Genomic DNA, 13461 nt, shown 5'->3' on the forward strand with positions numbered 1-13461 from the left:
GTCGTGACGTCGATTAGTGGCTCGACTCCGACGATGCACCTTGATCGCTGCCATACCCGGCACTCTGCTGACGGGCGATCTTCGCTTCGGCGGAAACGATGCTGGCCGGGTAGAACCAGTCGCTCGGCTGGAAGCCGGCCTGCTTGAGCGCCTTCACTTCGGCATGAACCTGCGCGCGCGTGAGCGGCGGGTTCGACTGCGCTTGCGCGGCGAGCGGCGCGGATACGGCCAGGGCAACGGCAACTGCGTGAATCAGGCGCTTCATGATCGTGACCTCCATGTTTCCAACTGGGCGTCCGGCCTTCGTTCGACGAAGCGGCGGCGGTTGAAAGCAGTGTAGGCCCGGCCGCGCGCGCGAAAAATGCGATCGCGCCCAACGCAGTGTTCTGCTGCCGGTAACAATGGATGGCGGGAACGGACCGTGCCGGATGGCGGTGCGTGACGGGCGTCGGGCCGCGCGGCGGTGTGGCACCGTGCGGCTCCGATCGGGCGGGGGACGAACCGGCGGATGAGAACCCCGGGCGATCCGCCCCGGCTTGCATACGGAGGTATCGGGAAGATGCGTCGCGTCGCGACCGGCGTTGCGCCGCCTGCTTCGACGATGCTGGGCCGGTTGCACAGCTTTGGCGTGCAGAGGAGGGAAGGTGCACCGGCCGCGGCGATGCGGCCGGACGCGGCGCGGCGGCGTTCGGAACGCCGCCGCATGCGCAGACTTACACGAGACCCGTCGTGTAGTACACGGCGATCACGAAGAACACCGCGAGCGTCTTGATCACGGTCACCGCGAAGATGTCGCGATACGACTCGCGGTGCGTGAGGCCCGTGACCGCGAGCAGCGTGATGACTGCGCCGTTGTGCGGCAGCGTGTCCATGCCGCCGCTGGCCATCGCGACGACCCGGTGCAGCACGTCCATCGGGATGTTGGCCGCCTGCGCGCCCTTGATGAACAGGTCCGACATCGCGGCGAGCGCGATGCTCATGCCGCCCGACGCCGAACCGGTGATGCCGGCGAGCGAGCTGACCGACACGGCCGCGTTCACGAGCGGGTTCGGAATGCTCTTCAGTGCGTCGCTGACGACGAGGAAGCCCGGCAGCGCGGCGATCACGCCGCCGAAACCGTATTCCGACGCCGTGTTCATCGCGGCGAGCAGCGCGCCGCCGACGGCGGCCTTCGAACCGGCCGCGAAGCGGTCGCTGACGCGCTTGAACGCGGTCAGGACGACCAGCACGATGCCGAGCAGCAGCGCGGCCTCGACCGACCAGATCGCGACGACGGTCTTGATCGACGTCGTGACCGGCGTATGCACGCCCGGCAGCACGTCCGGCGCGACCGTGTACGACGCGGCGCCGTACCACTGCGGGATCAGTTTCGTGAACGTGAAGTTCGATGCGCCGACGAGGATCAGCGGCAGGATCGCCAGCGCCGGATTCGGCAATGCCGTCGCTTCGACGCGTTCCGGCTCGTTGACGAGCGACGTGCCGTAGCCTTCGCCCTTTGCCATCGCCGAACGGCGGCGCCATTCCAGATACGAGAGGCCGACGACGATGATGAACAGTGAGCCGATCGTGCCGAGCACGGGTGCGGCCCAGGCGGTCGTCTTGAAGAACGTGGTCGGGATGATGTTCTGGATCTGCGGCGTGCCGGGCAGCGAATCCATCGTGAACGAGAACGCGCCGAGCGCGATCGCGCCGGGCATCAGCCGCTTCGGAATATTGCTCTGGCGATAGAGTTCGGCCGCGAACGGATACACGGCGAACACCACGACGAACAGCGACACGCCGCCATAGGTGAGCAGCGCGCACACCGCGACGATCACCGCATTCGCACGCGAGCGGCCGATGTAGCGGATCGCGGCATGGACGATCGACTCGGAGAACCCGGACAGCTCGATCACCTTGCCGAACACGGCACCGAGCATGAAGACCGGGAAATACAGTTTGACGAAGCCGACCATTTTCTCCATGAAGATGCCGGAGAAGACCGGTGCGACGGCGGCGGGTTCGATCAGCAGGACCGCGCCGAGCGCGGCGATCGGCGCGAACAGGATCACGCTGTAGCCGCGATACGCGGCGAACATCAGGAACGCCAGCGCGGCGAGGACGATCACGAAAGACAAGGGGAGTCTCCTAATAGCTTGGAATGGCTTTGGTTGTTGTTCGATCGCGGGACGCGCCGCGAACCGGCTCAGGTTCGTGCAGGTTTCGTGCCATCGGCCGGATTGCGCCGCCGGACGTGGATCCGGCGCAGGCCGGCGGGCCCGCGCCGGCCAATGTCTGAAGATTCTACATAAATCGTCTCCATCGGGAGACGATTCGGTCGTCAGGACCGCCCGCTGAATCGGGCAGGGCTTTCCCGGACAAGGCATTCCGGGGCGTCTCCAAAATGAGATACTGCGTCTCGTTCCGGAGACGTCCGGCCAAGCATACGCGGAGACAACGACACGATGATGAACGACTGGGCCCGCCTGCCCGTCAATTACGGCGACGTGCTGCGGCGCGCCGCCGAGTCGCTGTTTCAGACTTTCGAGGATTCGAGCGCGGGCACGGTGGTCGTCGATCGCGACGCGCGCGTCGTGTGGATGAACGAGCGTTATGCGGCGCGCTTCGGGTTCGCCGATCCGCAGCAGGCGGTCGGCCTCGACTGCGAGGCGGTGATTCCGAACAGCCTGATGCGCGAGGTCGTGTCGACCGGACAGCCGATCCTGCTCGACATCATGGAGACGGGCCGCGAGCCGCTCGTCGTCACGCGCCTGCCGTTGAAGAACGAGACGGGCGAGACGGTCGGCGCGATCGGCTTCGCACTGTTCGACCAGTTGAAGACGCTCACGCCGATCTTTTCCCGTTACGTGCAGCTTCAGCAGCAGTTGATCGCCACGCAGCGTTCGCTCGCGCAGGCACGCCGTGCCAAATACACGTTCGCGAGTTTCGTCGGCACGAGCGCCGCAAGCCTCGAAACCAAGCGGCAGGCGCGGCGCGCCGCACAGGTCGATTCGCCGGTGCTGCTGCTCGGCGAGACGGGCACCGGCAAGGAACTGCTCGCGCATGCGATTCACGCGGCGTCGGCGCGCGCGCTTCAGCCGCTCGTGACCGTCAACGTGGCCGCGATTCCCGACACGCTGCTCGAAACCGAATTCTTCGGCGCGGCGCCGGGCGCATATACCGGCGCCGATCGCAAGGGACGCGTCGGCAAGTTCGAGCTGGCCGATCGCGGCACGCTGTTTCTCGACGAAATAGGCGACATGCCGCTGCCGCTGCAGGGCAAGCTGCTGCGCGTATTGCAGGACAAGGAGTTCGAACCGGTTGGCTCGAACCGGATCGTGCGCGCCGACGTGCGGATCATCGCCGCGACGTCGGCCGACCTGCCCGCGCTGGTCGAGGCCGGCCGCTTTCGCGCGGATCTCTATTACCGGCTCAATGTGCTGACGATCCACGCGCCGCCGTTGCGCGAGCGGGCGTCCGACATCGCGGCGCTCGTCTACGCGACGCTCGAGGAGCTGGCCGCGCAGCACGGTCGCGCTGCGCACTGCGAACTGACCGACGATGCGCTGCGGATGCTGTGCGCGTACCCGTGGCCGGGCAACGTACGCGAACTGCGCAACACGCTCGAGCGTGCGCTGATGCTGTCGGACCGCTCGGTGATCGATGCGGGTGCGCTCGCGCCGTTCCTCGGGCCGGTGCGCGTGGTGACGGATGCCGTGCCGGCAGGCATGCGGGCTGCTCCGTCGCCGGTCGGCCGGGATGCGGGCGATGTAGCGCGGGCGCCTGATGCGCCGGTCGTTTCGTATACCGATGCATTGGCCGCGTGGGAGCGCCAGTTCCTGATCGACGCGCTTGCGGCCTGCGACGGGAAGGTGGTCGAAGCGGCCGCGCGCATCGGCATCGGCCGGGCGACGCTGTACAAGAAACTGACGGCGCTCGGGATCGACCGGTAGCAAGCAGCGGTGGATGCGCTGGGACATGACGAACGGCACCGGTGAAGTGCCCGACAGGAGACGACGATGAAGCGAATCGCAATTGCCGGATGGCTGGCCGCACTGGTGGCGACGTCCTCGCTCGCGCAGGCGGGTGACGCGGACGCGCCCGTGGTACGTCGCAACTGGTACAACGATCCCTTCGTCACGCTGTCGCGAGGCTTCGCCGAATGCCCGTTGCCGCTCGGGCCGTGGATGACGCGCGCCGAGATGGAAGACGACGCGCATTACCGCGTCGAGCGCGGGACCACCTGCTGGCTCGCCCACCGCTGCACGAAACCGAATTCGTATATGTATGACGCGCCGATCGCCGAGGCGGCGAAAGCGCATTTCGCGGGCACCGATCGTCTGCAGGGCACGAGCCTGTGGATCACCGTGCAGCGGCGCTTCATTTATGTCGAAGGGTGTGCCGATCCGGCATTCGATCGGCAGGCGCTGGAGCGCGAACTCGGCACGCTTCCCGACGTCGAGCGGGTATTCGTTCGCATCACCGACGATCCGCACAGGGCCGTGCCGTACAAGACGCGTGGACGGCCGGACCGGACGCCCGATTGAACGCCTGACGGTGGTGCATGGCATACTCGCGGCATTAAAAAATCGGTTGACGGAAAGAACAATGAAACACATGCTTGCGTCGGTCTGTCGGTGGCCTCGAACGCATTGGCGTCGGGCCGGATTGTTGGCCCTGGTTGCGGGGCTCGGCGGGTGCGGCGGCGGGGCGCCTCTGTTCACTTCTGACGGGCGCCCGACTTCGCAGGTGCAGTGCACCGGCAGCGACTGGAGCAATTGCACGGACAATGCCCGAGCCATCTGCAATGGTGAATTCGACGTCCTCCAGCAATCAACCGATGACGCAACGCGAAATCTTCTCTTCGCATGCAAGAAGAAAAGCGGTTATTGATCCCGACATGGCCGGATAAGGAGACCGTAATCGGGAGAAGCGCTTTTCTATTCGCTTGGAGTTGGCTATTTTTCATGAATAACACTCACGGAGTCCCATCCATATGGCGACCTACAGGCAACTGACAGCGCAGCTCGAAAGACTTCAGCAAAAGATCGACAAGGAACGCGAAAAGGCAATTGCCGATGCGATTGCCGCCATTCGGGCGAAAATCGAGGAATTCGACATTACTGCGGAAGAGCTCGGTTTTCGACCGATCGGCGCCGCTGCTGCCGCGAAACCGAAGCGTCCGTTGCCGCCGAAGTACCTGAACCCGAAGACGGGTGAAACGTGGAGTGGCCGCGGGCGGGCGCCGGCATGGCTCGGCAAGAACCGCGCGCGTTTCCTGATCAAGGACTGACTCCCGAATATCCTCACCTTTCGTGCGCTGACTGACGGTGCGAACGGCCATGCGGCCGTCGCACCGTTTTGTTTTCGGGCAGCCGCGGCACGACGCGAAACCGCGAATTGAACACCGATGCCGTGTGATTAACGGATATCGTTTTGCGAAATCGCCGCGATTCGACCGGATATCGCCGCGAATTCCCGTAAACAACGCTGCAATGACGCGGCATGCGCGCATTGGCATTGCCGATCTGCGCGGTGCAGATGTACCGCCGATTGCGATCACCTCTCGCGCATTTGCGCTGCGCGCCCTGCAATTCCCGAACTTGCTCACCATGCCTCCTGTAAGTCCTCACCTTTGAAGCGGCGACCGGAAGACCGCATCGTGTCGCCCTCGCCCGTTGCGTGTGCGAAGACGTCGGTGACCTGCCCATGTTGCGGGCATTGATGCGCGTCGCACAGTCGGCCGTTCGGCATATAGGCAGCCGCATCGGGTTCGCCTATGCTTGGAGTTCGCGTCGACCTGCGCACGGCCATCCGGCTCGTGCGCCGGTCGGGTCGTCTTTCGTTACCGTATGGAGCCGATGTGACCGTCCGTCATCTCGATGCGTTGTTCCAGCCCAGGTCCGTTGCGATCGTCGGTGCATCGTCGCGCGCGGGCAGTATTGGAGCGATGGTGTGGGCGCGCGTGCTCGATGGCGCGTTCGAGGGGCCCGTGTGGCCCGTCAATCCGAAGTACCGCGAGCTGAACGGATACGCGGTCGTGGCCGATGTCGACCGGCTGCCCGCGCCGCCATCGGTCGCCGTGATCTGCACGCCGCCCGCCACATGGGCCGGCATCGTGCGCAAGCTCGGCGAGATCGGCACGCGTGTCGCGGTGATCGTCGGCGAGGCGCGCACCGACGCCGACCGTGCCGCGCTCGATCGCACGCTCAAGGCCGCGAAGCCGTTCGTGCTCCGTATCGTCGGGCCCGGCAGCCTCGGCGTGCTGTCGCCCGCGCGGCATGCGCATTTCGGCGCACCGGCCTATACGGCGCGATCGGGCGGCGTCGCCTGGGTGTCGCAATCCAACGCGCTGACGAATGCGGTGCTCGGCTGGGCCGATGCACGAGGCCTCGGCTTTTCACACGTCGTCGCGCTGGGCAGCGAGGCCGACGTCGATGCGGGCGACGTGCTCGACTACCTCGCGAGCGACCCCGGCACGCGCGCGATCCTGCTCGAGCTCGACACGGTGTGTGCCGCGCGCAAGTTCATGTCGGCAGCGCGTGCGGCGGCGCGCAACAAGCCGGTGCTCGCGTTGCGCACCGGGCGCGCCGATCCCGGTGATGCGCTTTACACCGCGGCGTTCCAGCGTGCGGGGATGGTGCGTGTCGATGCGCTCGACGATCTGCTCGACGAGATCGAGACGCTCGGCGTCGGGCGCGTCACCGCGCGCGGCGCGGCGACACTCGTGACGAGCGACGCAGGCGTCGCGAAACTCGCGGTCGATGCGGTCGCGGAGGTGCGCGATGTGCTGGTCGACTGGCCGGCCGAGGCAGCGTCGGCGGTCGCGGCCGCGCTGCCGCATCTCGCCGGGCCCGGCAATCCGCTGACGCTCGGCGACGATGCGCGCCCCGAGCATTTCGGCGCCGCCATCAAGGCGCTCGCGCCGTTCCCGCAAACGGGCACGCTGTTCGTCGTGCATTCGACGTCCCACAGCGCGCCGGCCGATGCGGTCGCGCGCACGCTGATCGAATCGCGGCAGTACGCGTACCGCGGCATCCTCGCGTGTTTCTTCGGTGCGGTCGATGCGGCGACGCGCGACGCATTGCACGCGAACGGCATTCCGGTGCACACCACACCGCAGCGGCTTGCGCGCGCATACGCACGGCTCGTCGACTACAACCTCGGGCGGCAGTTGCTGATGCAGACGCCCGAGGGCACGCCGCTGCAGCCGGCCGAGTGCGTTGCGTCCGCGCAGGCCGAGGCCCGGCGGATGGTCGAGGCCGGCGAGCATGAACTCGCCGGCGAAGCGGCGTTGCGCTGGCTGTCCCACTTCGGCGTGCACGGCGAGCCGGCCGATGCGTCGGCGGGCGCCAGAGTCGTCGACGTCACGGTCGAGATGTACGACGATTCGAACTTCGGCCCGGTGTTTCGTTATGCCGTGCCATCGGCCGACGGCGTATCGGCGCCGTTCGTCGTGTACGGGCTGCCGCCGCTGAATACGGTGCTCGCCCGCGTGGTGATGGAGCGTTCGCCATATGCACGCCGCACGCCCGTCGAACCCACGCTCGACGCGCTGACGGCGCTGTCGCAGGTCGTTTGCGACGTGCGCGAGGTCGTCGCGATGTCGGTCACGCTGCGCGTGCTCTCCGACCGGGCATACGTGGTCGCGCCGCGCGTCACGCTGGCGGCCGGGCGCAGCCGGCTCGCGATCATGCCGTATCCGCGCCATCTCGAGCAGACGCTCGAATGGCGCGGCGAGACCGTGACGATCCGGCCGATCCGTCCGGAAGACGAGGAAGCGCACAACGAGCTGCTTGGCGCAATGACGCCGGACGATCTGCGGATGCGTTTCTTCGGTGCGGTGCGCAGCTTCGATCATTCGCAAGTCGCGCGCATGACGCAGATCGACTACGACCGCGAGATGGCCTTCATCGTGTCGTTCACCGACGTGTCGGGCCGGTCGCACACACTCGCGGTGGCGCGCGCGGTTACCGATCCCGACAACGAGACGGCCGAGTTCGCGATCGCTGTCCGGCCCGATCAGAAGGGCAAGGGGCTGGGGCGGCTGATGATGGCCCGCATCATCGACTACGCGCGATCGCGCGGAACCACGTGGATGGTGGGCGAGGCGCTGCGCGAGAACACCGCGATGATCTCGCTGGCGAAATCCTGCGGTTTCGAGGTGTCGACGACGGAGGAACCGGGCGTGGTGGGGTTCAGGATGAAGCTGCAATCGTAATCGCGTCGGCGAGCGTGTCCGAAGGTCCGGCGGTATCGTGTGCAGCCGCTGCGGAACGCGCGACGCCGGGATTCACAGTTGCGACGGAGCGAATTGGTTGTAGTTCGGAATGCAAATCGCTTAACTCTTTCGCTCCAATACGCGGATCGGCAAAGCGCTGGCTTCGCGACCGGCGGGGAAGGGCGAGTGCATCGGGTCATGGCGTCCGCGGCGGTCGGTTGCGTGCGCCAATGACCTGCGGGTGCCACCGGTCCCGGTGCCATATTTGAGCGCACTGACGCGCGCATTGCGCACCGGCAGCATCGGAAACGGAACAAAGGTGAGAATTTTCAGGAGTCGACGGTGAGTCTTTCCGGGAGCAATTGGGTGAGTCGATACGGGGGCGTCCGGTGAGCCTTCGCGGGAGCTGCCGGTGAGCCCTTGCGGGAAGCCCCGGTGAGCCTTTCCGGGAAAGGGTGGTGAGCGTTTGCGGGATGCGTTGGTGAGGACGTTCGGGAGGGGCCGGTGAGCGTCTCCGGGAACCTCAGGTGAGCTTTTACGGGATGCTCTGGTGAGCGCTTACGGGACGCTTCGGTGAGATTTTTCGGGAGCCTGCGGACGCAGTGCTCCGGCTGGTGTGGCGCGGGCTTCTGCCGGCGTCCACGCCGGTGCGGGCACGCATGAACCGTGCCCGCGATGGCATTTACGCAGCGAGTTTCGACGCTGCGTCGTTCACCTGGTCGCGCGAAATCGCAAGTTCTTCGAGGTGCGCGTCGGCATAGACGCCGCCGGTTTCGCGCTCGAGGCGGGCGATCGTCAGGGCGCAACGCGCGGTGTCCTTCGGCATCGCGATGAAGCGCTTGACCGATTCGCCGGACGTAAATGCATCGAACAGCGCGCCGCGCACGTCGTCCGGAAGCGTCTTGGTCCATTGGTACGGCTTGCCGTTGAACGTGATCGACGGCGGCAGCGTGCGCTCCTTCTTGGTGGCCGTGATGAGGCCGTAGGTGCGCGCGGCCTCGCCGATCTGCTCGGGCGAGAAGAGTTCGTCGGGCGTGATGTCGAACTGCTCGATGTAGTTCTCGATCGCGCGCATCGCTTCGGCACGGTCGTCGCGCTTCTTCTGCGCGCGCGCGACGATGTCGCGCAGCTCGTCCGCTTCCTCGGGCGTGATCGTGAAGCTCGCCTGCTTCTGCTGAAGTTCGGAGAAACGCTGGAATTCTTGATCGTTCAGAAGTTTGGCCATGACATCCATCGGATACGACGGCCGCGACAGCCGGCCGTCGTAGTTTTTGAGAGGGCCGCTATTCTAGCGTAGCGCGGCGTCCGCGCATCCGGAAACGGTCTGCGGAATGCCGGGACGAGAGCCCGCGCGGCCGGCACGCGTCGCACACCGCGTGCGCGATGTAGAGCCCGCCCGCTTGCCCGATCCGCTGGCCGTGTGACCGAACAACTGCCGTGCCCGAACGGTCGACCGCCATCAGCGCGGTCGACCGTTCTGCAACGTTCAGCAAGTCTCCGCGCGGCACATCGACAACTGGCCTGCCGTATCGCGCAGTCCTGCGACGACCACCTCGACCGACGGCGCCATATGCGCGTCGATCCGGCGCATGTACGGGCAGGTCAGCACCGCGATCGCATGGCCGGCCGGGCCGAGAATCGGCGCGCTCAAGTCGGTCACGCCGTATGCCTGGCGGCTGTCCTGGCGCACGTAGCCGGATTGGCGAATGGACTGGCACGCGTGCGCGAGTTCCTGCTCGTTCATCGCGGCTTCGCCTTTGACCTTGCGATGCTCGGCCAGCATGTGCGCACGCTGCTCGGCACCCTGGAACGACAGCATCACGCGCCCCGACGCCGTATCGGCGAGCCCGACGCGCGAGCCGAGCCGCACCGACACGCCCCACGGGCCGGGGCCGTCCACCTGCGCGATCACGAGCAGGTTGCCGCGATCGTAGACGGTCAAGTGGCACGACTGTTCGGCCGCGTCGGCAAAGCGCTGCATCAGCGGCAACGCCTCGGCGATCAGCCGGTTCATCGGCGGATGCCGATGCGCGAGCGCGAACAGTTTCAGGCTGAGCGTGTAACGGTCGCCGCCGCTCGAGCGCATCACGTAGCGGCGTGCGACGAGACGCTCGAGCATCCGGTAGATCTCGCTCGCGTTGCGGCCGAGCTCCTTCGTGATTTCGGTGCGGGTGAGTCCTTCCTTCTGTTCCGACAGGAGTTCGAGAATGTCGAGACCCTTGTCGAGCGCGGGCGCGCGATAGCGGTCGGCTGCGCCCATCGACTCCCGTACGTCGCTGCCGGGGAGCGGATTATTGGTCGTTTGCATCATGGGGTAGGAAGTCCGGGGATTGCCAATCGGTGGGCGACGCACGCTGGCCGGTTTGCACGCGGATTCGCGAAGACGCATGCGGATGTGACTGCCATCCGCGCGCTCAACAACAAACGTCCAGTGTGCAATGCAGCGTCCTTTCACCGATCGTTACCCAGCAAGAACGGATTACATATCGTTCCCGATGACAGGGTCATAAGAAATATTCGCAATTCATCTTTCGGAGTCGACGGACGGCGGTTTTTGGCGTAAAGCCGAATGGTTCGGCGGGCCCGATGCTGCGGTGCAACCGCCGCGGGCGCACCAATAGTCGTTATCCGTCGCGGGCCATTTCACGGCGGGCCGCCGATGGTACAAAGAGCGGCGGGCCAGCGACGGCGCGGCCGCGCGTGAAGCCGGCCGGCACAGCATAGGCCGGCACGTGTCGCGGATGCCGGGCCGTCGTCGCCGATGCGCAGACCGGCGGCCGCCCGTTCGATGCGCGTCGCACTCCGGTGCGGCGCCGCGATCGCTGCGCCAGCGCGAGCCTCGCGTGTCGATTGGCCTGCCGGATGCGGCGCCGACGCGCGTCATCGACGATCGGCATTCAGTCCGGCGCGTGGCCACAGGCGGCTGCGTCGGCCGGTATCCTGTCACATTCGACAATAGAGGTTGAGCACGATGAAACTGCTTCGCTATGGCCCGTCCGGCCAGGAAAAGCCCGGTATTCTCGACGCGGACGGCCGGATTCGCGACCTGTCCGCGCACGTGCCGGATCTTGCCGGCGACGCGCTGTCCGACGCCGCTCTCGCGCGCCTGCGCGCGATCGACCCGGCCACGCTGCCGCTGGTCCCGGGCGAGCCGCGCATTGGCGCGTGCGTCGGGCGCGTCGGCAAGTTCATCGGCATTGGTCTGAACTATGCCGATCACGCGGCCGAAGCCGGCATGCCGGTACCGAAGGAGCCGGTGGTATTCGGCAAATGGACGAGTTCGATCTGCGGTCCGAACGACGGCATCGACATCCCGAAGGGCTCGGTGAAGACGGACTGGGAAGTCGAGCTGGGCGTCGTGATCGGCGCGACGTGCAAGGACGTCGACGAGGCGCGCGCGCTGGATTACGTCGCCGGCTATTGCGTCGTCAACGACGTCTCCGAGCGCGAGTGGCAGATCGAACGCGGCGGCCAGTGGGACAAGGGCAAGGGCTTCGACACGTTCGGCCCGATCGGCCCGTGGCTCGTGACGCGCGACGAGGTGCCCGATCCGCAGCGCCTCGACCTGTGGCTCGAAATCGACGGCCACCGCTACCAGAACGGCAACACGCGCACGATGGTGTTCACCGTCGCGCAACTGATCGCCTACCTGTCGACCTGCATGACGCTGCAACCGGGCGACGTGATCACAACCGGTACGCCGCCGGGCGTCGGGATGGGCATCAAGCCGTCGCCTGTGTTCCTGAAAGCCGGCCAGACCGTGCGCCTCGGCGTCGAGGGGCTGGGCGAGCAACTGCAGCGCACGCGCGACGCGCAGTAGACCGGGTCGCGCCGTCCGACCGTCCGCTCGGCCACTGGCGCGATTGTTCGCGGTGGCCGCCGCGAACCGGACATCGATGCAGCAAAGACGAGGGCCCGATTCCGCGCGATGCGGAATCGGGCCCTTGTCATTCACCCGTGTCGGTGCGAACCGGATCAGACGACGTTGTCCAGCTCGCAATGGGCTTCGAGCCGATATCCGTCGGGATCGACGACGAACGCCGCGTAGTAGCCGGGACCGTAGTGCTCGCGTTTGCCTGGCCCGCCGTTGTCCTGTCCGCCGTGCTGCAGCGCGGCGCGATAAAACGCGTCGACTTCCACGGGCGACGATGCGCGAAACGACAAGTGCAACCCGGAATCGGGATCGGCGACGACCGGACGCGCCGCGTGCTGCAACCACAGCACCGGTTCGCTGGTGCCGTAGCCGAGTGACCCGTCGTCGCTGTACAGCCGCTTGTAGCCGAGCGCGCCGAGCGTGCTGTCGTAGAAAGCGCGGCTGCGGTCGATGTGGGCAACGCCGAACGAAAGGTGATCGATCATCTGTGGCTCCTTGGACTGAAGGGGGACGTCAGTGCGGCAAACCCGTTTACAGCCACCAGGCCAGCCGCTTGTAGCGAAGCGCGCCGAGCGTGCTGTCGTGAAAGGCACGGCTGCGGCCGGTGTGGACAACGTCGCAGGAAAAACGATCCATCATCTGTGGCTCCTTGAACTGAAGAGGGGACGTCAGTGCAGCAAACCTTGTTTAACCACCTTGCTGGTTATGTTAGAAAGCGTCCAGATGCTTGTCAACCGGCATGGTGGTTAGATACGATCGCGTCATGAGCAAAACGCAACCTTCCGTCATGACGGACTGCCTGGTTCCGGCACCGTCCGAAACGCTGAGCATCGATTTCGCGAACACGCTGTACTGGCGCGGTGCCGACGCGCCGACCGAAACCTTCGGCACGCTGGACGACCTGTTCACATGGTGTCGCGAGCAGGCGGGCGTGCCGGCCGGCCTGGCCGACGTGTGTCGTGCACAGGTGACGGAGAAAGGAGGCGAGCCGGCGATGCTGGCGCGCGCGCTCGCGTTGCGCGAGGCGCTGTATCGGCTCTTTCACGCGCAAGCCGAGCGGCGCGAGCCGCAAGCCGACGATCTCGCGCTGCTGGGCGCTTTTCTGGCGGAAGCGGCGCCGCGCGTCGCGCTCGCGCGGATCGACGGCGGCTACGCGTGGCGGCTCGGGGCAGCGGACGCGACGCTCGCGGGGCTGCTGAGCCCGGTGCTGTGGTCGGCGACGGACCTGCTGGGCGGCACGCGGCTCGCGAAGGTCAAGCGCTGCGCGAACGATGCATGCCAGTGGCTGTTCATCGACGACAGCAAGAACGGCAGCCGCCGCTGGTGCTCGATGTCGTCGTGCGGCAATCGCGCGAAGGCTTACCGCCACTATCACAAGGCCGATTGA

Annotated in this window: 12 protein-coding genes; 7 read left to right on the plus strand and 5 right to left on the minus strand. The window is 66.3% G+C overall.

What is annotated here, in order from left to right:
• Window positions 1-13 precede the first annotated feature (13 nt).
• A complete protein-coding gene (locus ACV22V_RS19850; protein ID WP_059529113.1) occupies window positions 14-265 on the minus strand; it encodes a DUF4148 domain-containing protein in 252 nt (83 codons plus the stop codon).
• 448 nt (window positions 266-713) lie between these two features.
• Window positions 714-2117 (minus strand): GntP family permease, encoded by a 1404-nt coding sequence (locus ACV22V_RS19855; protein WP_059528789.1) that lies wholly within the window; start codon window positions 2115-2117, stop codon window positions 714-716.
• A gap of 327 nt (window positions 2118-2444) precedes the next feature.
• Here ACV22V_RS19855 and ACV22V_RS19860 point away from each other — a divergent pair, with 327 nt between their 5' ends.
• The 5 genes from ACV22V_RS19860 (at window position 2445) to ACV22V_RS19880 (ending at window position 8200) form a co-directional block, all read left to right on the plus strand.
• Window positions 2445-3932 carry a sigma-54 interaction domain-containing protein gene (locus ACV22V_RS19860; RefSeq protein ID WP_448015222.1) on the plus strand — a complete coding sequence of 496 codons (1488 nt, stop codon included), beginning with the start codon at window positions 2445-2447 and terminating at the stop codon, window positions 3930-3932.
• A gap of 66 nt (window positions 3933-3998) precedes the next feature.
• Entirely contained in the window at window positions 3999-4526 is a 528-nt protein-coding gene (locus ACV22V_RS19865) for a BON domain-containing protein (RefSeq protein ID WP_448015223.1), read from the plus strand.
• Window positions 4527-4587: 61 nt separating this feature from the next.
• Window positions 4588-4872 carry a hypothetical protein gene (locus ACV22V_RS19870; RefSeq protein WP_257127682.1) on the plus strand — a complete coding sequence of 95 codons (285 nt, stop codon included), beginning with the start codon at window positions 4588-4590 and terminating at the stop codon, window positions 4870-4872.
• Window positions 4873-4975: 103 nt separating this feature from the next.
• Window positions 4976-5272: an H-NS histone family protein gene (locus ACV22V_RS19875; protein WP_059467298.1), complete on the plus strand. Its 297-nt coding sequence runs from the start codon at window positions 4976-4978 to the stop codon at window positions 5270-5272.
• 570 nt (window positions 5273-5842) lie between these two features.
• Window positions 5843-8200 carry a GNAT family N-acetyltransferase gene (locus ACV22V_RS19880; protein WP_448015225.1) on the plus strand — a complete coding sequence of 786 codons (2358 nt, stop codon included), beginning with the start codon at window positions 5843-5845 and terminating at the stop codon, window positions 8198-8200.
• Window positions 8201-8882: 682 nt separating this feature from the next.
• Here ACV22V_RS19880 and ACV22V_RS19885 read toward each other — a convergent pair.
• Complete coding sequence (locus tag ACV22V_RS19885) at window positions 8883-9434, minus strand: hypothetical protein (protein ID WP_059528779.1); 552 nt, start codon at window positions 9432-9434, stop codon at window positions 8883-8885.
• 252 nt (window positions 9435-9686) lie between these two features.
• The gene (locus ACV22V_RS19890; protein ID WP_448015227.1) at window positions 9687-10511 is read right to left on the minus strand and encodes an IclR family transcriptional regulator; all 825 of its coding nucleotides are present in this window, start codon (window positions 10509-10511) and stop codon (window positions 9687-9689) included.
• A gap of 660 nt (window positions 10512-11171) precedes the next feature.
• On the opposite strand from ACV22V_RS19890, the gene ACV22V_RS19895 reads away from it, so the two are divergent.
• Complete coding sequence (locus ACV22V_RS19895; RefSeq protein ID WP_448015228.1) at window positions 11172-12020, plus strand: ureidoglycolate lyase; 849 nt, start codon at window positions 11172-11174, stop codon at window positions 12018-12020.
• A gap of 155 nt (window positions 12021-12175) precedes the next feature.
• Here the strand turns inward: ACV22V_RS19895 and ACV22V_RS19900 are convergent, their stop codons facing one another.
• The gene (locus tag ACV22V_RS19900; protein WP_059689285.1) at window positions 12176-12559 is read right to left on the minus strand and encodes a VOC family protein; all 384 of its coding nucleotides are present in this window, start codon (window positions 12557-12559) and stop codon (window positions 12176-12178) included.
• Between the two features lie 254 nt (window positions 12560-12813).
• On the opposite strand from ACV22V_RS19900, the gene ACV22V_RS19905 reads away from it, so the two are divergent.
• A complete protein-coding gene (locus ACV22V_RS19905; protein WP_448015229.1) occupies window positions 12814-13461 on the plus strand; it encodes a CGNR zinc finger domain-containing protein in 648 nt (215 codons plus the stop codon).

The sequence above is a fragment of the Burkholderia sp. AW33-5 genome, from assembly GCF_053427615.1.

Bases quoted from the DNA above. Each gene is read 5' to 3' on its own strand.
- ACV22V_RS19865 (WP_448015223.1), top strand. From the start codon at position 3,999: ATGAAGCGAATCGCAATTGCCGGATGGCTGGCCGCACTGGTGGCGACG.
- ACV22V_RS19860 (WP_448015222.1), top strand. From the start codon at position 2,445: ATGATGAACGACTGGGCCCGCCTGCCCGTCAATTACGGCGACGTGCTG.
- ACV22V_RS19900 (WP_059689285.1), bottom strand. From the start codon at position 12,559: ATGATCGATCACCTTTCGTTCGGCGTTGCCCACATCGACCGCAGCCGC.
- ACV22V_RS19895 (WP_448015228.1), top strand. From the start codon at position 11,172: ATGAAACTGCTTCGCTATGGCCCGTCCGGCCAGGAAAAGCCCGGTATT.
- ACV22V_RS19890 (WP_448015227.1), bottom strand. From the start codon at position 10,511: ATGATGCAAACGACCAATAATCCGCTCCCCGGCAGCGACGTACGGGAG.
- ACV22V_RS19905 (WP_448015229.1), top strand. From the start codon at position 12,814: ATGGTGGTTAGATACGATCGCGTCATGAGCAAAACGCAACCTTCCGTC.
- ACV22V_RS19870 (WP_257127682.1), top strand. From the start codon at position 4,588: ATGAAACACATGCTTGCGTCGGTCTGTCGGTGGCCTCGAACGCATTGG.
- ACV22V_RS19875 (WP_059467298.1), top strand. From the start codon at position 4,976: ATGGCGACCTACAGGCAACTGACAGCGCAGCTCGAAAGACTTCAGCAA.
- ACV22V_RS19885 (WP_059528779.1), bottom strand. From the start codon at position 9,434: ATGGATGTCATGGCCAAACTTCTGAACGATCAAGAATTCCAGCGTTTC.
- ACV22V_RS19850 (WP_059529113.1), bottom strand. From the start codon at position 265: ATGAAGCGCCTGATTCACGCAGTTGCCGTTGCCCTGGCCGTATCCGCG.